Consider the following 22,830-nt stretch of genomic DNA (forward strand, 5'->3'; position numbering starts at 1 on the left):
AACGGAGGTAGCAGAGGTGGCGCTGGCCGTGCCGTCCCGCTCGCTGCGCGCGGTCCATCCCGCATGGTTGCTGGTGGCGGCGGCGATCGCGAGCCAGATCCTCTACCCGCTGCTGCCCGACGGCCCGCGCACCGAGGTCACGACCATCAGCGTCGTGCTGTTCTTCCTCGCCGCCGTCGCCGACGTCACCCGTGTGCACGGCGGTAGAGGCGCGGCGCTGCTGATCGCGATCGCCGGCGGTGGTGGTCTGCTGGCCGAGGCGGTCGGTGTGCACACCGGGTTTCCGTTCGGCGCCTACGCCTACAGCGGAACGCTGGGTCCACAACTGCTCGGCGTGCCGGTGGTGATCCCGCTGGCGTGGGTCATGATGGCCTGGCCGGCGCTGGTCGTCGCCCGGACTCTGGCCAGGCGGCCGGTAGCGGTCGTGGCGGTCGGTGCGCTTGCGCTGACCGCCTGGGACGTGTTCCTGGACCCGCAGATGGTCGACGCCGGGCACTGGACGTGGGCGCACCCCGACCCCGGACTGCCCCTCGTCCCCGGCATCCCGTTGACCAATTATCTCGGGTGGCTGCTGGTCACCACCCTGATCATGGCCGCCCTGCACACGACGCTGCCGTCGCACGACGGCCCGTCGGGTCCGGCGGCCGCGCTGTACCTGTGGGTGTACTTTTCCTCGGTGATGGCGCATTTCGTCTTCTTCGGCCTGCCGGGGTCCGCGGTGATGGGGGGAATCCTGATGGGAGCGATCGCCATCCCGTTCACGCTTGCCCTGCTGCGGCGGCGCGCCCGCGAACCGGAGCGACCATGACCGATGCGCTGAGAAGCCGCGCCGCGCCGTTGCGGATGCGGCCCCGACAGCTGGTGACACCGGATCCGCTGCTGCCCGCCGATGTCGCACCCGGCGCCACGGCGATCGTCGTCGGTGGCGGCATCGCCGGCATGTCGGCGGCCGTCGTGCTGGCCGAACGGGGCGTCGCGGTCACCGTGCTGGAGGCCAACGATCATCTGGGTGGACGCCTGGGTGCCTGGCCCGAGCGGCTCCACGACGGCACCGAGCAGTACATCGAGCACGGCTTCCACGCGTTCTTCCGGCACTACTACACCTGGCGCTCGATTCTGCGTCGCGCCGATCCGCAGTTGTCGTTTCTCGCCCCGGTAGCCAGTTACCCGGTGATCTCGGCGAGCTGGCCGGCCGAGGACCTGTCCGGGCTGCCCGCCGCGCCACCGCTGAATCTGCTGGCGCTGGCGCTGCGGTCGAAGAGCCTGACCCGGCGCGAGCTGACCCGAGCAGACCCCGACACGGGCCGCGCCCTGTTGGCCTACGACCGCGCCACCACGACGGCCGAACTCGACAACATCGACGCGGCAACGTTTCTCGACGGTCTCGGGATGACCGAGCGGACCCGCACCATGCTGTTCGAGGCGTTCGCCCGGTCGTTCTTCTGCAACCAGGGTCAGCTCTCCGCGGCCGAACTGGTGGCGATGTTCCACTACTACTTCCTGGGCAACCCCGAGGGCATCGGCTTCGACGTGCCCGACACCGATCACGCCACCGCCATCTGGCATCCGCTGCAGCGCTACCTCGAACAGCGCGGCGGCCGGGTGCATCGGGGCTCCGCTGTCACGGCCGTCGAACCGGACGGCCCCGACTGGCACGTCGACACCGAGGCCGGGCGCTTCACGTCCCGGCACGTGATCCTGGGGCTGGATCCCGGAGCGCTGCGCTCGGTGATCGACAACTCCCCGGCGACCGCTGCGGCGGCCCCGCTGCTGGCCGAGAAGTGCCGAAACCTGCTGGTGGCACCACCGTTCGCGGTCAGCCGGATCTGGCTGGACCGCGACGTCGCACCCGATCGGGCACCGTTCAGCGCCGTCAGCGGGCAACCCAACCTCGATTCGATCGCGGTGTACTCCCGACTGGAGGAACCCAGCATCCGGTGGGCCGCCGCCACGGGCGGATCGATAATCGAACTGCATTCGTACTCATGCCGTTTGGACGACGCCGCAGAGGCGGCCGCGGCGATGCGCGCCGAACTGGCCGTTCTGTGGCCGGAAACCGCCGACGCGACCGTCACCCACGCGCACAACCGGCTGGAGGCCACCGCCCCGGCGTTCCCGCCCGGCTCGGCGGGCAGCCGTCCCGGGGTGCGCACCGACGCCCGCGGGCTGCGACTGGCCGGTGACTACATCGAACTTCCCTACCTGGCCGGTTTGATGGAGCGCTCGGCGATGTCCGGTGTGCTGGCGGCCAACGACGTCCTGGCCGAACTGGGCGCCGCCGCCGAGCCGATCACCGGCGTGCCGCAGCGCGGACTGCTCGCGGGGGTGCCGCAGATACCGCGCCGGGGTAAAGATCGCGGGTAGCCGACGGCGTGAACGAGGCGTAGTCGGGGCATCCCCACTCCATGACTTCAGCACCGCTCTCCGACGACGCACGACAGATGCTGGGTAGGCCCAACCCTGCCGTCATCGCCACCACCCGCCGCGACGGCCAACCGGTTTCGGCCGCCACCTGGTATCTGCTCCGTGACGACCAGCTGCTCGTCAACATGGACGTCGCCCGAAAACGGTTGGCCCACATGCGCCGAGACCCTCGGGTCTCGCTCACCGTGATCGACGGCGACGACTGGTACACCCACGTCACCGCCATCGGCCGCGTCGTGCGCATGTACGACGACGAAGGTCTCGAAGACATCGACGCGCTGTCGCAGCACTATCAGGGCAAGCCGTACCCGGACCGGGACCGGCCCCGCGTCAGCGCGCTCATCGAGATCGACCGGATCCACGGCTGGGGTGCGCAGAAGAACAACGATCAGCCCGACGGGCGCGGCGCCTCCTGACGGTGGCTGTGCCACACGGTCACACTGCGGCCACACGGTCGCGGTCCGCGAATGAGAACGGCCCCCGGACTTGCGTCCGGGGGCCGTTCCACCTAGTAGCGGGGACAGGATTCGAACCTGCGACCTCTGGGTTATGAGCCCAGCGAGCTACCGAGCTGCTCCACCCCGCGTCGGGTGAACGCTAGGTTACCGGTGGGCCCGGCAGCCCTCCAAATCGCCTGCTCAACGGTTCGCCGGCCGCGGCGGCGTGCGCTGACGACGGGTTTTCCGACTGCCTGCCCGCCCCAGAACCGCACGCTCGCCGAGATGGTGAGCCAGATCTCAGCGCACCACCTGGCCGGTGGCCAGCACCCGGGCCGGGTCGTAGCGGTCGGCCAGCGCGGCCAGCCAGTGCCGGGTGTCGTCGTTGTAGACCCGCGACGGACGGGCCGGGTCGTAGGACGGGGCGAAATTGGGCATCTGCCCGCCTGTCGACCACGGCGCCACCGCCGCCGCCACGGCTGCGGCGTGCTCGGCCACCATCGTCGCGGTGTCGGGCATCGGGGCGCCGATCACCGTCAACGCGTACGCGGCGTTGCGATGGCAGAACGCGCTGCGGTGCGCCGCCGGACGCGCGAATGCCCCACCCAGCATGCGCAATTCGACGATCACCTGCGGTGAACCCGACCTGGGCCCGGCGACGGCCAGGAGCGCATCGACGGCCGCAACCGGCAGATCCGAGAGCAACGCCTGGTCCTCGATGACCGGCATCGGGTCGACGGGGTCGGCATGCACCGCACCGATCGCCGCGTAGGGCAACACCGCGACGCTGTCCAACAGCGGCGTCGCGACGGTCCGCATCGGCGCCAACAGACGCTCGGCCTCGGCGAAATCACCGACGGCGGTGTAGCGCACGGCCACGGTCATCCTGCCGGCCAGTGGCTCGGGCACCCCGGGCAGCGGCGGCAGCTGCTGGATGGCGATCGACGTGTTGACCGTCTCCGGCAGGCCGGCGCTCCAGCTGCGCCACGCGTGCAGCACCGCGGCGGCGTCGGAACCATCGAAATACACGGCTCCGCCGTAGAACTCGGGGATGTAGGGCAACTCGATCTCGACGGCGGTGACGATGCCGAGGGTGGCCTTGCCCCCGCGCAGACCCCAGAACAGGTCGGCGTTCTCCTGCGGGGTCGCGCGCACCAGGTGCCCCGAGCCGGTCACCACATCGAAGGCCACCACGTGGTCCGACGACAGACCCACCGTGCGGACCAGCGGCCCGATGCCGCAGCCGGTCAGGAAACCGACCACGCCCACGCTCGGCGACGAACCACACAGCGGCGCGAGACCGTGCGGCGCCGCCGCGGCGATGACGTCCTGCCACCGCGCCCCCGCACCCACCCGGGCGGTGCGGTTGAGGACGTCGATCTCGCAGTGCTTCATCGCCGACGTCTGCACCAGGATGGTCTCGTCGCCGACGCCGACGGCGCCATGACCGGTGGACTGCACCGTCACGGTGAAGCCGTGTTCGGCGGCGAAGCGGACGGTGCCCGCCACGTCCTGGGGCGTGGTCGCCAGCACCACCGCCGCCGGCGTGATCGCCGCGGCCACATTCCACGGCATGCACCGTTCGTAGCCGGGTTCACCTGGCAGTGCCACATGCGTGTTGACCTGCTCGCGCAGTGTGCGCAGCGTGTCGGCGCGACTCAGGTCGGTCGGTACGGTCATCGAGGTCCTCTCCTCAACAAGGTGTGTGTGGAGAGAAGCATCGCCGACCCGACTTGGAAGACACTTGGCGCGCCGAAACCAAGCGCACTCCAAGCCCTCGACCTGCGAATTCGGCGCGCAATACGACGTCGAGGGTCCCCTGACGCGCCGGATTCGCGACTAGGCCATCTCGGGGACTCTCAGGTGTGCCAGCACCAGGTCGAATTCGCACTCGTCGATGACCTCGGCACCGGTGTCACGGACAGTCGCCAACTTGATCGCGTCCGACGCGATGCGGCTGGACCGCAGCGCCTCCGGGCTGTCGAACGCCGCCGAGGCGACCCCGAAGCCCGAGTCCCGGTCCACCAGCAGGCTGGCACTGCAGAACCCGTCCAGCTCCGTCAGGGCGGGGATGGTGGCCAGCCGATAGCCGTCGATGGCGCGCTCGGCCAGCTCGGGTTCGACGCGCGCCCATGTCACCCGCACGCAGGCGCCCGGCCCCGAGTGGTTCTCCCGGTGCAGCGCGGCGATCTCCCATTCGTCGACGGTGGGACTGCCGCCGAGGATGTGGGCCGCGCGATCGCGCAGCTCCTGGGTGGGCCGGCGGCTGGCGTTCATCGCCTCTTCGGTGCGCCACGCCGTCGTCGCGATACAGCGCCCGCTGAGGCGGTCCACCAGCAGCGACAGACCGACGTAGCCATCGAGCCCGCTCAGGGCAGGCCACACCGTGTCGTGGATGTACTCGATTCCGGCGTCGAGCGCCGAAGACCGCGCGTGAATGGTGTAACTGCGTGCATGCATCATCTGCCTCCATGGTCGGCGGCAGCGTCACGGCGGCGCTGCCGGACCGTTCCCATGGTCCTCCCCAGCCGGGGTCAGAGCAATGGCCCGCGCAGCGGCAGCCACTCCGGCCATGCCGAGTGCCTCGGCCTCGGCCGCCAGTTCCTGCGCGACCGCGGCACGGCCGGCGGCCGGCTCCGCGAGCTCACAGTCCAGCAGGCGGCAGCGCAGCAGGGTGGGCGCAGCGCCGGTGCATTCGGCGATCGATCTGGCGGCAGCCAGATCCTGCACAGCGCGCGGACGGTCGCCGCGCAGTGCGTGCAGACGCGCGGTCGCCAAGGCCACCGGGCCGGCGATCCCCACCTGGCCGATGACCGCGATCCGATCGGTGAACGGCGCCAGTCGGCTCAGCAGGGGCTCGGCGTACCCGGGCAGCCCGTGATCGGCCGCCAGGTGCGCCAGAAGCGTCAGATGACCCAGCGTGGTCCAGATGTGAGCGGCGTCGGTGTCGGCCAGGTACGCACGCAACGTGGCGTCGGCTTCCGCGCGCGCGGGGGGTCCGCCGGTGACGGTGAGCAGCGCGGTGCGCACCACGTCGACCATGCTCTGACCGCCGGACTGTTCGTCGACGGGCACCTCGAGGCGTTCCGTCTCGACCCTCCCACCCCGTTCGCGCAGCAGCGAGGCCGTGGCGAGCATGCCGCTGCCGGCCTCGTAGAGCTCGGTCTGCTCGTGAACATGAGCGGCGATCTCATGGTGCCGCGCGGCTTCTGCGAAGTCGCCCACCCACATTGCGAGTACCGCCTCCATCCAGCGCAGCTGAGCGCGCAGCACCGGCAGCTGCAGTTCCTCGCTGCCGATGATCCCGGCGCGCAGATGCGCGCGTGCCCTGCCCACGTCGCCCAGATTCATCGCCGCCATCGTCGCCACCGAGTCGGCGATCACCGCGTCCTCGCGAGCCCTGCTGTGCTGCAGCGTGTTCAGCTCGTCGACCCACGCCAGCGTCTCGCGGCTGAACGTGGCGACACCCGAGTACGTGATGAGTCGTCCCATCAACACGTCGGCGAGCACATCCGGATCACCGCTGCGCCGGGCCAATTGCTCGGCGCGTTCGAGCATCACGGCCGCCGTCGAGGCCTCCGGGTGATAGCAGTGCCCGACGGCCAGCGCCGAGAGCGAGCGTGCGGTGGCCACCGGTTCGCCGTCGGTCAGCGGGGCGGCCCGTGCCAGCAACGACAGCAACTCCCCCGGATCGCGGCCCGGCGCCAGCCACGGCCATCCACCGCTGGCACGCAGCAGTGCGCTGGCCACCCGACCGGCGGTCGCGGCCCGCCCCATGCGCAGTGCCTCACCGAGATAGCGCTGCACGCTGTCGAGCACGAGCTGACCCCGCCCGGCACGCGAATGCGCTTCCAGCAGTTCGACGGTCAAGGCGTCGCGCTCGCCGTCGTCGCGCGCCGCGGCGGGCAGGTGGTCGTAGGCGTCCAGCGCGGCCTGCCACCACTGCGCAGCGATGTCCGAACTCCATTGCGCGGTGGCCTGTTCCGCCGCCAACCGGCACGCCGCGACCACGTCGGCCGGCTCCACGAGCGGCTGCGCAGCGATCAGATGCTGCGCACGCCGGGTCGGCGCGTCCTGCGCGGTGCTGTCGGCCAACACCTCGGCGATCTTGGCGTGCACGCGCTGCCGCCGCAGGGCCGGCATGCCGGCCAGCAACTGATCGCGCAGCAAGCCGTGGGCGAAGGCATACCCGTCACCATCCTGGACGGCGACGATGATGCGTTCATCTGCGGCCTCGTCGAGGTAGTCGGCCAGGGTGTCGAGATCCAGCCGGGTGGCGTGGGCGAGCATCGGTACCGACGCGGCGTCGAGCGTGTCGCCGATCACCGCTGCGGTGCGCAGCATCGTCAGCACCGCCGGATCAAGCGCCGCCAGCCGCCGGTCGAGCACTGCCCGCACCGCCCTGGGGATCTCGCTGCCCGTGCGTTCGGCCCGCGGCAACCGGGCGTACTCGGAGACGAAGAACGGGTTGCCGCCGGTGCGCTGGGCCAGCTGAGCGGCCTCCGCCGCCGTGACCGCCTCTTCGGCGATCTCGTTGGCCAGCGCGGCGACATCGGCCGACGACAACGCAGGCACCTCGATGTGGCGGTTGTCCGCACCGCGGGCGACCGTGCTGAGAAGACGCGCGATCTCGGGGCTGTGCTCGCCGTCGCGCACCGTGACGACGATGAGCACCGGGTGTCGGCGCAAAGCGCCGGCGATGTAACTCAGGCAACTGACCGATGCGGTGTCCGACCACTGCACGTCGTCGACGAAGACGGCGAGTGTCCGCGGGGCGTTCTCCAGCAGCGCCTGGACCCGTTCGTAGACCAGGAATCTGGCGGTGTCCGGGTCGGCGTTCGGTGGCACCTCGAGAACGTCCTCCGGATCGGCACCCAGCGCGCGCACGAGGCGGCGCATCGGCCACCACGGGGGTGTCGCTCGTTCGTCGGGGCAACTGACCCACACTGCCTCACCACCGCCGTCGGTGACCAGTCCGGCGACGGCCTCGGCGAGCCGGGTCTTGCCGATCCCGGGCGGGCCCGACAACACCACCCACCGGGTCTCTCCCGCCGACACGCGGTCGAGAGCATCTGCTGCGGCGGCCAATTCGCGCGAGCGTCCGACCAGCGGGGTGCGGCGCGGAGCAGCGACCGGCGCAGGCGCGACCGTCACCGGTTCCGGAGCGGGGATCCGCACAGCTCCGGTCCACTCCGGTGTGCGCGGCCAGCCGGCCAGTTCGGGTGCCTGTCGCAGCACGGCGGTCTGCAGGTCACGCAACTCAGGGCCGGGTTCGAGGCCCAGTTCGTCGTCCAGCAGCCGGGCGTGACGCGTGTAGGCGTCCAGCGCATCGGCAGCCCGACCGGCCCGGTACAGCGCCAGCATCTGCAACCGGACCCCGCGGTCGGCCAGCGGGTCGAGTTCCCGCAGCCGGGAGACCTCGGTCAGCGCCCGCCCGACCTTGCCGAGCGCCAGCAGCGCAACCACCTGACCGGCAACACATTCGGCGCGCATCTCAGCGACCCGCGCAGCGTCGTCGCGCACCCAGGGGGCACCGGCGAAATCGTCGAGCAGCTCCCCGCGCATCAGGGCCAGTGCGGCCTCCGACTCCGCCAGCGCGGCCGTCCACTGCTCGCTCTCGACCGCCGCCGCGGCACGCGCACACGCCGCACCGAACACCGTCAGATCCACCGCCTGAGGGTCGACGGCGAGGTAGTAACCCGGCGGCTGCCGCACGACCGGCGACGCCACCGGTGCCGTCTCTGACGGGCCGGCTCGCAACGCGCGGCGCAAGTTGGACACATACGCCTGCAGACTGGCGGTTGCGCTGGCGGGGACGTCGTCACCCCACACCGCGTCGATCAACCGGTCGACCGACACCACCCTGCCGTTCGCCAGCAGCAAGACCGCCAGCACCGCACGCTGTTTCGGCGGCCCGATGTCGACGGGGCTGCCGTCACGGACCACCTCCAGTGGTCCCAGCAACCGATAACGCACCGGCGTGCGGCCTGATTCAGTCGGCCGACTGGTACTCCTCCATCGCGTCGTTCAGACGTTGCAGCGCCTCCCCGTACTGGGCGAAGTCACCGTTGCGCTGTGCATCCTGAACCGCCTCCAGCGCCGAGTTGACCTCCTGCAGCGCAGCGGTTTTCGCCGCCGACAGCTCGGTGGGACCGCTCGGCACCGCAGCGGCGGGCGGCGGCGCCTCTGGAGTCGCCTCCGGCGGAGTCGCACTCTGGTTCTGCGGCGCCTCCGGTGCCGAACCGGTGCCCGGTGTGCGCGACGCGGCGGGCTCGCCGGCCGGCCCGTTGGTCGGTGCCGGTCCCGTGGCGGTCCTGTCAGCCCCCGGGCCGAACAGGTCGATCAGCGCGTCGCGCACCGTCGGCCCGAAACCGATCTGGTCGTTGTACATCATCGCCACGCGGATCAGGCGCGGATACGACGAGGCGACGTCACTGCTGCCCGGTGAGGCATACACCGGCGCCACATACAGCAGACCGCCCTCGGCCATCGGCAGGGTCAACAGGTTGCCCCATCGGATCCGGTTCTGGCCGTCACGGCCGATCAGACCGAGTTCCTGCGACACCGTGGTGTCGGTGCTGATCGCATTGAACGCCAGCTTCGGCCCGTTGACCTGACCCGGAACCGTCAAAACCGTGAGCTTGCCGTAGGTTTCGGGGTCCGAACTCGCACTGATGTAGGCCGCCAGGAAGTCACGCCGGAACCGGTTCATGGCGCTGGTCAGCTGGAACGAGGCGTCGTTGTTGTCCTCGGCCAGGCTCTTGGCGACGATGTAGTACGGCGGCTGATAGCTGCTGGCCGTCGGGTTCGGGTCCAGCGGCACGTCCCAGAAGTCCGAGGTCGAGAAGAACGTCACCGGATCGTCGACGTGGTACTTGGCCAGCAGCGCGCGCTGCACCTTGAACAGGTCCTCCGGGTAGCGCAGATGGTCCTGCAGCTCCGGGGTGATCGCGCTCTTGGGCTGCACCGTGTCCGGGAACACCTTCATCCAGGCCTGCAGCACCGGGTCGCTCTCGTCCTGCGCATAGAGCGTGACGGTGCCGTCGTAGGCGTCGACGGTCGCCTTGACCGAGTTACGGATGTAGGACACCTGCTTGTCGAGCTGGAGCCTGTTCAGCGCCACCTCGTTGGAGTCGGTGGTGGCCGACGACAACGACACCGACTCCGAGTACGGATAGTTGTCCAGGGTGGTGTAGCCGTCCAGGATCCACACGACCCGCTCGTTGACGATCGCCGGATACATCGAGGTATCGGTCGTCAGCCACGGCGCGACAGCTTTGACACGGTCGGCCGGGTTGCGCTTGAACAGGATCTTGCTGTTCTCGTTGATCACATCGGAGAACAGGAAGTTCCGTTCGGCGTACTTCGCGGCGAACAGGCTCCGGGTGAACAGGTTGCCGATGTCCACCCCGCCGCTGCCGGTGTAGGTGTAGTTGCGGGTCGCCACGTTGGTCTCGTAGTCGTACTCGCGCGGCGCACCGTTCTCACCGACGATCGCATAGTCGGCCGGGGTGTTGGAGATGACCGGCCCGTAGTAGATCCGGGGCTGGGCCAGCGGCGCCGGCCCGGGTGAGATCACTTCGCCGTCAGCACCCACCACGCTGGCCAGGAACTCCGGATAGCCGCCGTTCTGGTTGGGATCATTGGCCACGCCACGCACCGTGTTGGCCGGCGAGGCGATGAAGCCGTTGCCGTGCGTGTAGACGGTGTGCCGGTTGATCCAGTCGCGCTGGTTGTCGATGAGGCGGTCGGGGTTGAGTTCACGCACGGCCACCACGTAGTCGCGCAGGTTGCCGTCCTCGTCGCGGTAGCGGTCCATGTTCAGGCGCTCGGGGAAGTAGTAGAAGTTCTTCCCCTGCTGGAACTGGGTGAACGCCGGGCTGACGATGTTGGGGTCGAGCACACGGATGTTCGACGTGGTGGCCCGGTCGGCGGCCACCTGTTGAGCGGACGCCGGGGCATCCCCCGGGTAGTCGCGGTAGGTGACGTGCTCGTCGGTCAGCCCGTAAGCCTGCCTGGTCGCGGTGATGCTGCGGCCGATGTATTCGCTTTCCTTCTGCGCAGCGTTGGGCCGGACGCTGATCTGCTCGACCACCAACGGCCACCCGGCACCGACCACCAGCGACGACAGCAGCAACAGCACCACGCCGATGGCCGGGATCCGCAAGTCGCGCAAGAAGATCGCGGAGAACACCGCGATCGCGCAGATGATGGCGATCGCCATCAAGATGAGCTTGGCGGGCAGCACGGCGTTGATGTCGGTGTAGCCGGCACCGGTGAACGGCTTGCCGCCACGGGTGTGGCTGAGCAGTTCGTAGCGGTCCAGCCAGTACGCCACGGCCTTGAGCAGGACGAAGGTGCCGACCAATGAGATCAACTGGATGCGGGCGGCCTTGCTGACCGCACCGGTGCGGCCCGACAACCGGATGCCGCCGAACAGGTAGTGGCCCAGCAGGTTCGCGATGAACGCCAGGAACGTCGCGACCAGCAAGTAGGACAAAACCAGGCGGTAGAACGGCAGGTCGAACGCGTAGAAACCGAGATCGATGCCGAACTGCGGGTCGGTCACCCCGAAGCTGCCGCCGTGCAGGAACAGCTGCACCCGGTCCCAGTAGCTCTGCGCGACGAAGCCGGCCATCAGGCCGACGAAGACCGGCACCCCGATGCCGACCAGACGCAGCCGCGACATCACCGCGGTGCGGTAGCGCGCCACCGGATCGTTGGGTCCGGCGGTCGGCACGAACACCGGCCGGGTGCGGTAGGCCAGCGCCAGCGCGGCGAACACCACGCCGCCGATCAGCGCCGTGACGACGAGGAAGATGACCAACCGGGTCACCACCTGAGTGGTCCACACCGACCGATAGCCCAGTTCGCCGAACCACAGCCAGTCGACATAGGTGTCCACGAACCGTGGACCGATGAGCAACAACAGCACCGCGGCCACTGCGACCGCGATCCAGATCCGACTCCGTCGGGTCAGCTTCGGCATTTTCGCCGCGGGCCGCATACCCACTCGATCACTCCAGTCTCGAACATTCCCAGCAGTTGTTCAGGTGGACCCAACTCTACGCATGCCTGCGCGAGCGGTCGGCTAGCAGCGAGGAGGTTCGCCACCAGCGGAAAGTTCCCGCAAAGAATCTATCGCGCGCTTCAACGTGTCCACCTTGAGCAGGTCGATGCCGTCGGCATCGGCGGTCTTGGCCTCGTCGCAGTTGTCGGCGGGCACCAGGAACACCGTGGCACCGGCATCTTCGGCGGCGACGATCTTGTGGGTGATACCGCCGATCGCGCCGACCTCGCCGTCACCGCTGATCGTTCCGGTGCCGGCGACGAACTTCGAGCCGTTGATGTCCCCGGTGGTCAGTTTGTCGACCACGGCCAGGCTGAACATCAGCCCGGCCGACGGCCCGCCGATGTTGGCCAGGTTGAACTCGATCGTGAACGGCGCCCAGGGTGCGTCGAGCACGTTGACTCCGAGAAAGCCCTTGTCGCCGTCGGGGTGCTCACCGAGGGTGATCTCGGTGGTGCCGGCCGGGGCGTTCTTGCGGCGGTAGTCGACGACGATCGTCTCGCCCGGTTTCGTGTCGGCCATCAGCGCCTGGAATTCCTCCAGGTCGGCCACCGGGGTGTTGTTCACGGCGTCGATGGCATCGCCGGCCTGCAACTTGCCCTTCGACGGGCCCTCCTCGTCGATGCTCTCGACGGAGATGGCCATCGGGTAGTCCAGATAGTGCAGCGCGGCATATTCGGCGCTGTCCTCGGACTCGCGGAAGTCACGGGTGTTGGCTTCTTCGACCTCTTCCCGGGTGCGGTTCGGCGGGTAGACGAGGTCACGCGGGACCAGCTGGTCGCGTCCGGACGCCCAGAACACCAGCGCCTGCAGCAGCGAGAGCTGATCGCGCTGCGACACCGTGGTCATGTTCAGATGCCCCGAGGTGGGATGGACCTCAGTCCCCTCGATGTCGACGACCTCCATGCCCTCGACCTCGCCGAGGGTGTTGAAGGTCGGGCCGGGCCCCAGCGCGACGTACGGGACCGTCACGAGCCACAGCAGCGCGCCGAAGATCATGATCGGCACCAGCGCCACGGCAAGGGTCGAAATCCGCCTGTTCACGCCGCCCACAGTAAAGGTTCACCGCGTGCGGCCCCGCCTCGGTGACACCCCGCACCGGCGGCGATCACGCCGTCGACCTCCCCGAACCCGGCGGTTCACTCAGAGCGTGACCCGCGGGCCCGCGCCCGGCGGGCCTGGTGAGTACCGTTGGAGTCATGTCTGACCTGCCTTTTGGCTTCTCGTCCGGCGACGACCCCGACCGCGACAAACGCGACCGGGAGTCCGGGTCCGGGCCCGGCGGTGACCCGTTCGGCCTCGGCGGCGGCCAGTTCGACATGTCGCAGCTGGGTCAGATGTTCTCCAAACTCGGCGAGATGTTCAGCGGCGCGGGCAGCGCGATGGCCACCGGCAAGTCCTCGGGCCCGGTCAACTACGACCTGGCCCGCCAGCTGGCGTCCAGCTCCATCGGCTTCGTCGCCCCGGTGCCGGAGAAGACGTCCGCGGCGATCACCGACGCGGTGCGCCTGGCCGAGACCTGGCTGGACGGAGCGACCGCGCTGCCGGCGGGCACCACCAGCGCGGTGGCGTGGACGCCAACCGACTGGATCGACAACACGCTGGAGACCTGGAAGCGGCTGTGCGACCCGGTCGCCGAACAACTGTCGACCGTCTGGGCCGAGGCGCTGCCGGAGGAGGCCAAGGCGATGGCCGGCCCGCTGATGGCGATGATGTCGCAGATGGGCGGCATGGCGTTCGGCTCGCAGCTCGGCCAGGCGTTGGGCAAGCTGTCCAAGGAGGTGCTGACCTCCACCGACATCGGGCTGCCGCTGGGACCCAAGGGGGTGGCCGCCTTGATGCCCGAGGCCATCGAGGCGCTGGCCGACGGTCTGGAGCAGCCGCGCAGCGAGATCGTCACCTTCCTGGCGGCGCGCGAAGCCGCCCACCACCGCCTGTTCAGCCACGTGCCGTGGCTGTCGACGCAGCTGCTCAACGCCGTCGAGGCGTTCGCGCGGGGCACCAAGATCGACATGAGCGGGATCGAGGAGCTCGCGCGCGGATTCAACCCGGCCTCGCTGTCCGATCCGTCGGAGATGGAGAACCTGCTCAACCAGGGCATCTTCGAGCCCAAGGCCACTCCCGAGCAGACCGCGGCACTCGAGCGGCTGGAGACCCTGCTGGCTCTGATCGAGGGCTGGGTGCAGACCGTGGTCGCCGACGCGCTGGGTGACCGGATTCCCGGGGCGTCGGCGCTGAGCGAGACGCTGCGCCGACGGCGCGCCACCGGCGGCCCGGCCGAGCAGACGTTCGCCACGCTCGTCGGACTGGAGCTGCGGCCGCGCAAGATGCGCGAGGCGGCCGATCTGTGGATGCGGCTGACCGAGGCGGTCGGCTCCGACGCCCGCGACGGGGTGTGGCAGCACCCGGATCTGCTGCCCGACTCCTCGGACCTCGACGAGCCCGCCGGGTTCATCGATCGCATGATCGGCGGCGACACCAGCGGAATGGACAGCGCTCTCGAAGAGGCGATCTCGGACCTGGAGCGCGACATCCAGAAAGACGCCGGCGGCCCCGACAACCCGGACGAGCCTCGCGACCACTGACCCCTGTGGATAACCCGGTTCGCGACCGGGCGGGCGTGACAGCGTCGAGGAGTGACGCGATACGCGCTGAACCCGGCCACCCCCGTCCTGTCCCGTCCCGACGGCACGGTGCAGGTGGGCTGGGACCCGCGGCGCGCCGTGGTCGTGCAGCCGCCGCCGGGCCTGTCCGCCGCCGCCGTCGCTGACCTGCTTCGCGCGCTGCAAGGCGCCGCCACGGTGTCCGACCTGCTGGCGCTCGGCGGCGGTGCGGATGCCGAGGTGGTGGCCGGGCTGGTGGCCCACCTGGTCGGCGCCGGCCTGGTCACCGCGGTCACGCCGGCCCCACGCTCGACGGCGGTCCGGGTGCACGGCGACGGACCCCTGGCCGATTTGCTGATCTCGGCGCTGCGCTGCACCGGCACCCGGGTCAGCCACACCATGCGCACCCACGCCTGCACCACCACCGCGGACCTGGCGGTGCTCACCGACTACCTGGTGGCCGATCCCCGCGTCGTGCGAGAACTGCACGACGCCGGCGTGGCCCACCTGCCGGTGCGGGTGCGCGACGGCACCGGGCTGGTGGGGCCGCTGGTCATCCCGGGGATGACGAGCTGTCTGCGCTGCGCCGACCTGCACCGTAGCGCTCGCGATCCGGCGTGGCCGGCTATCGCGACCCAGCTGTGCCGGACCGTGGGGGCGGCCGACCGGGCGACGATCCTGGGGACGGCGGCGTTGGCACTGCGTGAGATCCGCCACGTGCTACGGGTCGACGCCGCAGCCGGCGCACCGCCGGCGACGGTGAACACCACGCTGGAATTCGACGTCGACGCCGGTGTCCTGGCGGCGCGTCGGTGGGCGCGCCACCCGGAGTGCTCATGCTGACATCGCACGTTGCCAACTGCTTGGTGGAAATTCAGCGGAGTCATGGATGATGGTGTGGTGAGCGACATCAAGCGTGGGCGCGCTGCGCGGAACGCCAAACTGGCCTCGCTGCCGGTCGGCATGGCCGGGCGGGCCGCCATGGGCTTCGGGAAGCGTCTGACCGGAAAGTCGAAGGACGAGGTCAACGCCGAACTGATGGACAAGGCCGCCCAGCAGTTGTTCACCGTCCTGGGCGAGCTCAAGGGCGGCGCGATGAAGGTCGGCCAGGCTCTGTCGGTCATGGAAGCCGCCATCCCCGAGCAGTACGGCAAGCCCTACCGCGAGGCGCTGACGAAGCTGCAGCGGGAGGCACCGCCGATGCCCGCCGCCAAGGTCCACCGCGTCCTCGACGCACAGCTGGGCACCAAATGGCGGGACCGGTTCGCGTCGTTCGACGACAAGGCGGTCGCGTCGGCCAGCATCGGCCAGGTGCACAAGGCGGTGTGGGGCGACGGCCGCGAGGTCGCGGTCAAGATCCAGTACCCCGGCGCCGACGAGGCGCTGCGCGCCGACCTGAAGACGATGCAGCGCATGGTCGGCGTGCTCAAGCAGCTCTCGCCGGGCGCCGATGTGCAGGGCGTCGTCGACGAGCTGATCGAACGCACCGAGATGGAACTGGACTACCGGCTCGAGGCCGACAATCAGCGCGCGTTCGCCAAGGCCTACGAGGGCGATCCGCATTTCGTGGTGCCGCACATCGTGGCCAGCGCCCCGAAGGTCGTCATCCAGGAATGGATCGAGGGCATTCCGCTGTCGCACATCATCCGCGACGGCACCCAGGAACAGCGGGACCTGATGGCGACGCGGCTGTTCGAGTTCAGCGACGACGCCCCGCGCCGGCTGGAGATGGTGCACGGCGACGCGCACCCCGGCAACTTCATGCTGCTGCCCGACGACAAGATGGGCGTCATCGACTTCGGCGCGGTGGCCCCGATGCCCGGCGGCTGGCCGGTCGAGCTGGGCCAGATCCTGCGCTATGCGGTGGACAAGAACTACGACAAGCTGCTGCCCACGATGCAGAAGGCCGGCTTCATCCAGAAGGGCCAGCAGGTCTCCACCCGCGAGATCGACGACATGCTCAAGCAGTACGTCGAGCCGCTGCAGGTTCCGGTGTTCCACTACCAGCGCTCGTGGCTGCAGAAGATGACCACGCTCGAACTCGACCGCGCCGCCGGACAGATCAAGGCGGCACGTCAGATGGACATCCCGCCGAAGCTGGCGATCCCGATGCGGGTGATCGCGTCGATCGTCGCGATCTCCTGCCAACTCGATGCGCACGTGCCGACGCGCCGGATCGCCGAGGAGATGGTGCCGGGCTTCAGCGACCCCGACAATGCCTGAGTCCTCAGACGCTGCCGGGCTTCAATGACCCCGGCAATGCCTGAGTTGTCAGGCTGAGCCGTCAGCCCGAGTTGTCAGACTGAGCCGTCAGCCCGAGTTGTCAGCCGCGGCCCTGCCGCCGCGCGAAAATCACGCGGCGACAGGGTCTTTGGCGTCCTTGCGGGGACGGCCACGGGGACGCTTGCGGGCGATGACCGAGCCCCGATCGAGGATCTCGCCGCCCCACACGCCCCACGGCTCCTGCCGTTCCAGCGCGGCGGTCAGGCACTCGCGGCGCAGCGGGCACTCGGCGCACAGCTGTTTGGCGCGTTCGAGATCGCGGGGATCCTCGGCGAACCACAGATCGGGATCCTCGACATGACACGGCACCGCCAGTGTGGTTGTCCCGCATGTCATCGCAGACATGTCCAGTCCTCTGCTTCCTGGTCGTTGATCGGTTTGAGCCATCTGTCCGGTGATGGATCTGCGACCAGGTGTTCCTCGGATTCTCGATCCGGAGAAGACAATGGCCACGGATCCGGTGATTGCGGGTCCGTGGCCTTGGTGGCGAGGGGGCTCTACCTAGGAGAGCCTCCGACGGACGCGGCAATCGTCTGGGCGGCGCGGCGCTTACGCGGAGCCGCCGCAGCGGCGCGGGCGGGGATGACGGGATGCCCCGTGACAGGGGCACGGAAGGTCCACGCCATGCCGGCAGCGCTTACACCGTGGAACGCAAAATTGCTTGTCATGATCGTGGCACCCTCCTCTCGCACATGGCCGTCGTCTGTGTGCTCTCGAGGTTAGAGGCTAGCAGCCGAAACCGACAACACATTTTTGACCAGCATATTTGGCGCAATTTCTACGAAGATTGGCGGCTTTTGACCATCGCCAGCACATCAGGACCGAACTGCTCGAGCTTGCGGGCGCCGATTCCCGGAATGGCCACCAGCGCGGCGTCGTCGGTGGGCATCGACTCGGCGATCGCGATCAGCGTGTTGTCGGTGAACACCACGTAGGCGGGCACGCTCATCTCCTTGCTGATCCGCAGCCGCCAGTCCTTCAGTTCGGCGAGCAGGTGCTCGTCGATGTCGGACGGGCAGCTCTCACACCGGCGCAACATGATGGCCGGCGGCGAGGTCAGCGGCTCGTTGCAGATGCGGCAGCGCGGCGCCGGCCCGCGCGGCTTGCGGGAGCGGCTCGGGCCGTCGTCGCGCTGTGACTGCGGGGCGATGCCGTTGAGGAATCGGGACGGTCGCCGTCCCTGCCGACCGCCAGGGTTCCGGGCCAGCGCCCAACTGAGCGTCAAATGCACCCGCGCCCTGGTGATTCCGACGTACAGCAGGCGTCGCTCCTCCTCCACCGGCTCGCTGTCGGGGCCGTGGGACAACGCATGGGAGATCGGCAGTGTGCCGTCGGCCAGCCCGACCAGGAACACCGCGTCCCACTCCAGTCCCTTGGCGGCGTGCAGCGAGGCCAGGGTGACGCCCTGCACCGTCGGGGGGTGGCGCGCGTCGGCGCGTTGGCGCAGCTCGGCGAGCAGGCTCGGCAGGTCCAGCTGCGGGCGTTGGGCGACTTCGTCGTCGACGAGTTCGGCCAGCGCGGTCAGGGCCTCCCACCGCTCGCGCGCCTGGGTACCCGTCGGCGCCTCGACGGTCAGACCGAGCGGTTCCAGCGTCGCGCGCACCACCTCGGGCACCGTGGCGTCGGTATCGTGGCCACGCTCGGCGGCGCGGTGCAGCGCGAGCAGGGCCTGGCGGATCTCCTGCCGGCTGAAGAAGCCTTCACCGCCGCGAACCTGAAACGCCACCCCGGCCTCGGTCAACGCCTCCTCGTACACCTCGGACTGGGCGTTGATGCGGTACAGCACCGCGATCTCCGAGGCCGGTGTGCCGGATTCGATGAGCCCCTTGATGGAACGCGCCACCGCGGCCGCTTCGGCCGCCTCGTCGGGGTGCTCCCGGAAGGTCGGGTTCGGGCCGGGCGGGCGCTGACCCACCAGGTGCAGCTTGCTGCCCGCCATCCGGCCACGGGCGGCGGCGATCACCCGGTTGGCCAGTGACACCACCTGGGGGGTGGAGCGGTAGTCGCGCTCCAGGCGCACCACCGCGGCGTCGGGGAAGCGCCGGGAGAAGTCCAGCAGGTAGCGCGGGGAGGCGCCGGTGAAGGAGTAGATCGTCTGGTTGGCGTCACCGACCACCGTCAGGTCGTCGCGGCCACCCAGCCAGGCCGACAGCACCCGCTGCTGCAGCGGGGTGACGTCCTGGTACTCGTCGACGACGAAGCAGCGGTAGCGGTCGCGGAACTCCTGGGCGACCGCCGCGTCGTTCTCGATCGCAGCCGCGGTGTGCAGCAGCAGGTCGTCGAAGTCGAGCAGCATGAGGTCCGCGCTGCGTGACTTGAGCGCCTCGTATCCGGCGTAGGCGGCTGCGGTCTTGGCGGCATCGAACGGGATGTCGCGGCCGTTCTCGGCGACCGCGTCGGGATACCCCTCGGGCGTGATGAGCGAGGCCTTCGCCCATTCGATCTCACCGGCCAGGTCCCGCACGTTGTCGGTACCGGTCGGCAGCCCGGCACGGTTGGCGGCCTGGGCGACGATCGCGAACTTGGAATCCAGGAGCTGCCAGTCGGTGCTGCCCACGACGCGCGGCCAGAAGTAGGCCAGCTGCCGGCGCGCTGCGGCGTGGAACGTCATCGCCTGCACCGACTCGGTGGGCGCGGTGCCCGCATCGGTGGTCAGCGCACGCAGCCTGGCCCGCATCTCCCCGGCTGCGCGCTGGGTGAACGTCACCGCCAACACCTGGCCGGGCGCGACGTGCCCGGCGGTCACCAGATGAGCGATGCGGCGGGTGATGGTTCGGGTCTTGCCCGTGCCGGCGCCGGCGAGCACGCACACCGGACCGCGCGGGGCGAGCACGGCTTCGCGCTGCTCCTCGTCCAGGTCGCCGAGCAGCAGGTCACGCGAGGCTGTCGGGGACATGGCGACCATCATGTCAGCGACCCATGACACATGCGGGCCCGCCACGGCATGGATCGCGCATCGGCTACGTTGAAAGGCCTATGAGCACCAACGATGCCGCCACCGTCACGATGTACACCACCTCGTGGTGTGGCTACTGCTTCCGCCTGAAGAAGATCCTCAAGAACGAGGGCATCGCCTACACCGAGGTCGACATCGAATTCGACCCGGCTGCCGCCGAGTTCGTGGCGTCGGTCAACGGCGGCAACCAGACGGTGCCGACGCTGAAGTTCGCCGACGGGTCGACCCTGACCAACCCCAGCGGCGCACAGGTCAAAGCCAAGCTGGCCGGCTGAGATCTCCCCCGCCGCCGACCCGGCCGCACCGCCAACCCGGCCGTGCCGCCGACCCGGCCGTACCGCCCCACCCGGCCGCGAACGTGCATACACGGTAGTCCCGCGGCGACGAGCGCTACCGGGGATGCACGTTCGCGGCGGTGCCCCGGTTGGCGAGGCGCAGCGGTCTCAGTCCGGACAGCTTCAGTCCTGGGCGGCTTCAGTCCTGGGCGGCCCAGGACTCGATGATCTCGCGGGCGATCGAGATGGAACCCGGCAGCAGCAGACGTGAGTCGGCGCCGCCGGACCCCCAGTCACCGCGGTCGAGTGCCTCACGGATCTCGGCACGGGTGAACCAGCCGGCCTCGGCGATCTCGCCGTCATTGAACGAGAAGTCCTGCTGCGGGTCGCCCACCGCGTGAAAGCCCACCATCAGCGACCTCGGGAACGGCCACGGCTGGCTGCCGAGATACTCGACATCGGTGACGGTCAGCCCGATCTCCTCGGCGATCTCACGCACGACACAGGACTCGAACGACTCCCCCGCCTCGACGAATCCGGCCAGGATGGAGAACAGCCGCTCCGGCCACAGGGTCTGACGTGCCAGCACCGCGCGGTCGTGGCCGTCATGGACCAGGCAGATCACCGCCGGGTCGATACGCGGGAACTCCTCGCGGCCGGTCACCGGGTTGATCCGTCCCCACCCGGCCTTGACCGGCGCAGTCGGGCTTCCGTCGACGGGACTGAACCGGGCGCTGTCATGCCAGTTCAGCAGCGCCGTGGCGGTCGCCACGAGTTGGGCGCTGACGTCGTCGAACACGTCACCGGTGCGGCGTAGATCCAGCACCTCGACCGGCGCGTCCTGCGGCGGCTGCAGCTCGGAACGGATCCCCCACACGTGCCGGCCGTCGGCGAGGCGGCCGAGGAACACCGCGTCCTGCGGTGGCGCGTCGCCGGCGTCACGGGCGTCGTTGAGCACCGCACGCCCGCCGGAGATCAGCACCTGGTTGCGGCGATCCACCCGCAGCAACAGCGCGTCCGGCCAGCCGGCCACGGCGGCGTCGATGTCGGTGCGCAGCGCGTCGGCGCGGTCGGCACCGACCCGGGACAACAGCGGAACGTTGCGCAGCCGGAAGCTCATCGGTTCACTCTGCTCTTCATCGACGGCTCCTCGCGCGAGCGCTCATCCCCCAAGCGCATCGCGGCGCAAGCGCTCATCGGTTCACTCTGCTCTTCATCGACGGCTCCTCGCGCGAGCGCTCGTCGCGGCGCAAGCGCTCACCGCTCCGCGTCCGCGGAGCGGATGTACAGCAGTCGGTCACCCAGTTCCAGCGCGTCGACATCGGGGTCGTCGACGCGGATCAGCTTGTTGGCGCGCACCACGCCAAGCACGAGGTCGTGCAGGTGACGTGGTGAACCACCCGTCTCCTTGGGAGTCACCTCGCGTTCGGCGATCGCGAACCCGGCATTCGGCGTGAGCAGATCCTCCATCATCTCCACCACGCTGGGGGTCTGCACCGCGATGCCGAGCAGGCGTCCGGCGGTCTCGGAGGTCACCACCGTGGAGTCGGCGCCGGACTGTTCGAGCAGGTGCTGATTCTCGGCCTCGCGCACCGCGGCGATGATCTTCGCTTTCGGGGCGAGCTCGCGCGCAGTCAGGGTGACGAGCACCGCGGTGTCGTCGCGGTTGGTGGCCACGATGATCGATTTGGCGTGCTGGGCGCTGGCCAGGCGCAGCACCTCGGAGTCGGTGGCACTGCCGCGCACGGTGACCAGGCCCGCGGTCTTGGCGCGCTCCAGCGCGGCGGGGTTCTCGTCGACGACGACGATGTCGGCGGGGGCGACCTCGTCGCCGATCATCGCGGCCACGGCGGTGCGGCCCTTGGTGCCGTATCCGATCACCACGGTGTGGTTACGCAATTTGTTCCTCCACTGCTGGATCTTGAACGCCTGCCGCGACTCGGTGGTCAGCGTTTCCACCGTCGTACCGATCAGCACGATCAGGAACGCCACCCGCAACGGCGTGATGATCAGGACGTTGACCAGCCGAGCGGTCTCGGTGTACGGCGTGATGTCGCCGTAGCCGGTGGTCGACAGGGACACCGTGGCGTAGTAGAAGCAGTCCAGCAGTGACAGCCCGTCTTCCTGGACGTCGCGGTAGCCGTCGCGGTCGATGTAGACGATCAAAACCACCGCGCACAACACCGCCAGCGCGATGACGATGCGCTTGGTGATCCGCACCCACGGGCTGGGGAGATCCTGCGGGATCTGCACGCGGTCGGTCAGGGCGTGAACCGGGAGATCGGTCAACGACTGGTCGAACCGACTCAGTCGTCGGCGTAGACGTCCCTTAGCCACGGGGGCCTGTCACGGTATGCAACTGCCGCACCAGCACAATGTAATCATGACCCTCCCCGCATCCGCACCGCAGCACGCCCCTACCCGCGTCTACCGGATGGCGGCGATGCTGCTCGGTGTCGGGTCACTGCACTTCCTCGCACCCAAGCCGTTCGACTCGATCGTCCCGGCGGAGCTGCCGGGCAGCCCACGGGTCTACACCTACGCCTCCGGAGTTGCCGAGGTCGGCATCGGCGCCGCGCTGCTGGCGCCCAAGACGCGTCGGCTGGCGGCACTGGCCGCGATCGCGCTGTACATCTCGGTGTTCCCGGCCAACGTCAACATGGTCCGCCTGTGGTTCCAGGATCCGAGCAAGTCGCTGCCGATGCGGATCGTCGCGATCGCACGGTTGCCGTTCCAGGTGCCGATGATCCTGGAGGCGCTCAAGGTCTACCGGGCCTCCTGA

At 69.4% G+C, this 22,830-nt stretch carries 17 protein-coding genes and 1 tRNA gene; 8 read left to right on the forward strand and 10 right to left on the reverse strand.

The annotated features are described in order from the left end of the window. Window positions 1-16 precede the first annotated feature (16 nt). The 3 genes from ACEWX3_RS20625 to ACEWX3_RS20635 are packed head-to-tail and all read left to right on the forward strand — an operon-like array spanning window position 17 to window position 2,840. A complete protein-coding gene (locus ACEWX3_RS20625) occupies window positions 17-808 on the forward strand; it encodes a carotenoid biosynthesis protein (RefSeq protein ID WP_374157530.1) in 792 nt (263 codons plus the stop codon). Further along, entirely contained in the window at window positions 805-2,364 is a 1,560-nt protein-coding gene (locus tag ACEWX3_RS20630; RefSeq protein WP_374157531.1) for an FAD-dependent oxidoreductase, read from the forward strand. Before ACEWX3_RS20625 ends, ACEWX3_RS20630 begins: the two co-directional genes overlap by 4 nt. A gap of 41 nt (window positions 2,365-2,405) precedes the next feature. Next, window positions 2,406-2,840 carry a PPOX class F420-dependent oxidoreductase gene (locus ACEWX3_RS20635; protein WP_374157532.1) on the forward strand — a complete coding sequence of 145 codons (435 nt, stop codon included), beginning with the start codon at window positions 2,406-2,408 and terminating at the stop codon, window positions 2,838-2,840. A gap of 96 nt (window positions 2,841-2,936) precedes the next feature. On the opposite strand, the gene ACEWX3_RS20640 is transcribed toward ACEWX3_RS20635, so the two are convergent. The 6 genes from ACEWX3_RS20640 to ACEWX3_RS20665 all read right to left on the reverse strand — a co-directional run bounded on the left by ACEWX3_RS20640 (window position 2,937) and on the right by ACEWX3_RS20665 (window position 12,975). Next, window positions 2,937-3,010, reverse strand: a tRNA-Met gene (locus tag ACEWX3_RS20640). A 151-nt stretch (window positions 3,011-3,161) separates the two neighbouring features. Then, complete coding sequence (locus tag ACEWX3_RS20645) at window positions 3,162-4,541, reverse strand: FAD-binding oxidoreductase (RefSeq protein WP_374157533.1); 1,380 nt, start codon at window positions 4,539-4,541, stop codon at window positions 3,162-3,164. 159 nt (window positions 4,542-4,700) lie between these two features. Next, window positions 4,701-5,321 carry a hypothetical protein gene (locus ACEWX3_RS20650; protein WP_374157534.1) on the reverse strand — a complete coding sequence of 207 codons (621 nt, stop codon included), beginning with the start codon at window positions 5,319-5,321 and terminating at the stop codon, window positions 4,701-4,703. Window positions 5,322-5,348: 27 nt separating this feature from the next. Then, window positions 5,349-8,825 (reverse strand): BTAD domain-containing putative transcriptional regulator, encoded by a 3,477-nt coding sequence (locus ACEWX3_RS20655; protein ID WP_374157535.1) that lies wholly within the window; start codon window positions 8,823-8,825, stop codon window positions 5,349-5,351. Between the two features lie 28 nt (window positions 8,826-8,853). Beyond that, complete coding sequence (locus tag ACEWX3_RS20660) at window positions 8,854-11,874, reverse strand: UPF0182 family protein (RefSeq protein WP_374157536.1); 3,021 nt, start codon at window positions 11,872-11,874, stop codon at window positions 8,854-8,856. Window positions 11,875-11,952: 78 nt separating this feature from the next. Continuing rightward, complete coding sequence (locus ACEWX3_RS20665; RefSeq protein WP_207067065.1) at window positions 11,953-12,975, reverse strand: PDZ domain-containing protein; 1,023 nt, start codon at window positions 12,973-12,975, stop codon at window positions 11,953-11,955. A 137-nt stretch (window positions 12,976-13,112) separates the two neighbouring features. On the opposite strand from ACEWX3_RS20665, the gene ACEWX3_RS20670 reads away from it, so the two are divergent. From ACEWX3_RS20670 to ACEWX3_RS20680, 3 genes are read left to right on the forward strand one after another with little or no spacing between them, the layout of a single operon-like run. Then, a complete protein-coding gene (locus ACEWX3_RS20670) occupies window positions 13,113-14,516 on the forward strand; it encodes a zinc-dependent metalloprotease (protein WP_374157537.1) in 1,404 nt (467 codons plus the stop codon). Window positions 14,517-14,567: 51 nt separating this feature from the next. Continuing rightward, entirely contained in the window at window positions 14,568-15,377 is an 810-nt protein-coding gene (locus tag ACEWX3_RS20675) for a cyclodehydratase (RefSeq protein WP_374157538.1), read from the forward strand. Window positions 15,378-15,419: 42 nt separating this feature from the next. Then, window positions 15,420-16,757, forward strand: a complete 1,338-nt coding sequence (locus tag ACEWX3_RS20680; RefSeq protein WP_374157539.1) for an ABC1 kinase family protein — start codon at window positions 15,420-15,422, stop codon at window positions 16,755-16,757. Between the two features lie 129 nt (window positions 16,758-16,886). Here ACEWX3_RS20680 and ACEWX3_RS20685 read toward each other — a convergent pair whose 3' ends face one another. Further along, window positions 16,887-17,162 carry a WhiB family transcriptional regulator gene (locus tag ACEWX3_RS20685; protein ID WP_207067772.1) on the reverse strand — a complete coding sequence of 92 codons (276 nt, stop codon included), beginning with the start codon at window positions 17,160-17,162 and terminating at the stop codon, window positions 16,887-16,889. A gap of 433 nt (window positions 17,163-17,595) precedes the next feature. Then, a complete protein-coding gene (locus ACEWX3_RS20690) occupies window positions 17,596-19,713 on the reverse strand; it encodes an ATP-dependent DNA helicase UvrD2 (RefSeq protein WP_374157540.1) in 2,118 nt (705 codons plus the stop codon). 80 nt (window positions 19,714-19,793) lie between these two features. Between ACEWX3_RS20690 and mrx1 the strand changes: the two genes are divergently transcribed. Beyond that, a complete protein-coding gene (gene mrx1, locus ACEWX3_RS20695; RefSeq protein WP_374157541.1) occupies window positions 19,794-20,048 on the forward strand; it encodes a mycoredoxin Mrx1 in 255 nt (84 codons plus the stop codon). Window positions 20,049-20,247: 199 nt separating this feature from the next. Here the strand turns inward: mrx1 and nudC are convergent, their stop codons facing one another. Both nudC and ACEWX3_RS20705 read right to left on the reverse strand, forming a co-directional pair. Then, window positions 20,248-21,168 (reverse strand): NAD(+) diphosphatase, encoded by a 921-nt coding sequence (gene nudC, locus ACEWX3_RS20700; RefSeq protein ID WP_207067769.1) that lies wholly within the window; start codon window positions 21,166-21,168, stop codon window positions 20,248-20,250. Window positions 21,169-21,305: 137 nt separating this feature from the next. After that, entirely contained in the window at window positions 21,306-22,385 is a 1,080-nt protein-coding gene (locus ACEWX3_RS20705) for a potassium channel family protein (protein ID WP_207067768.1), read from the reverse strand. Window positions 22,386-22,431: 46 nt separating this feature from the next. On the opposite strand from ACEWX3_RS20705, the gene ACEWX3_RS20710 reads away from it, so the two are divergent. Continuing rightward, window positions 22,432-22,830 carry a hypothetical protein gene (locus ACEWX3_RS20710; protein ID WP_207067767.1) on the forward strand — a complete coding sequence of 133 codons (399 nt, stop codon included), beginning with the start codon at window positions 22,432-22,434 and terminating at the stop codon, window positions 22,828-22,830.

This window comes from Mycobacterium sp. G7A2, assembly GCF_041902445.1.
GTDB lineage: Bacteria > Actinomycetota > Actinomycetes > Mycobacteriales > Mycobacteriaceae > Mycobacterium.

What these genes read in the sequence shown, in the direction of transcription:
- ACEWX3_RS20630 (WP_374157531.1), top strand. Translation starts at nt 805, where the DNA reads ATGACCGATGCGCTGAGAAGCCGCGCCGCGCCGTTGCGGATGCGGCCC.
- ACEWX3_RS20635 (WP_374157532.1), top strand. Translation starts at nt 2,406, where the DNA reads ATGACTTCAGCACCGCTCTCCGACGACGCACGACAGATGCTGGGTAGG.
- ACEWX3_RS20645 (WP_374157533.1), bottom strand. Translation starts at nt 4,541, where the DNA reads ATGACCGTACCGACCGACCTGAGTCGCGCCGACACGCTGCGCACACTG.
- ACEWX3_RS20650 (WP_374157534.1), bottom strand. Translation starts at nt 5,321, where the DNA reads ATGCATGCACGCAGTTACACCATTCACGCGCGGTCTTCGGCGCTCGAC.
- ACEWX3_RS20680 (WP_374157539.1), top strand. Translation starts at nt 15,420, where the DNA reads ATGGATGATGGTGTGGTGAGCGACATCAAGCGTGGGCGCGCTGCGCGG.
- ACEWX3_RS20685 (WP_207067772.1), bottom strand. Translation starts at nt 17,162, where the DNA reads ATGTCTGCGATGACATGCGGGACAACCACACTGGCGGTGCCGTGTCAT.
- ACEWX3_RS20690 (WP_374157540.1), bottom strand. Translation starts at nt 19,713, where the DNA reads ATGTCCCCGACAGCCTCGCGTGACCTGCTGCTCGGCGACCTGGACGAG.
- mrx1 (WP_374157541.1), top strand. Translation starts at nt 19,794, where the DNA reads ATGAGCACCAACGATGCCGCCACCGTCACGATGTACACCACCTCGTGG.
- nudC (WP_207067769.1), bottom strand. Translation starts at nt 21,168, where the DNA reads ATGAGCTTCCGGCTGCGCAACGTTCCGCTGTTGTCCCGGGTCGGTGCC.
- ACEWX3_RS20710 (WP_207067767.1), top strand. Translation starts at nt 22,432, where the DNA reads ATGACCCTCCCCGCATCCGCACCGCAGCACGCCCCTACCCGCGTCTAC.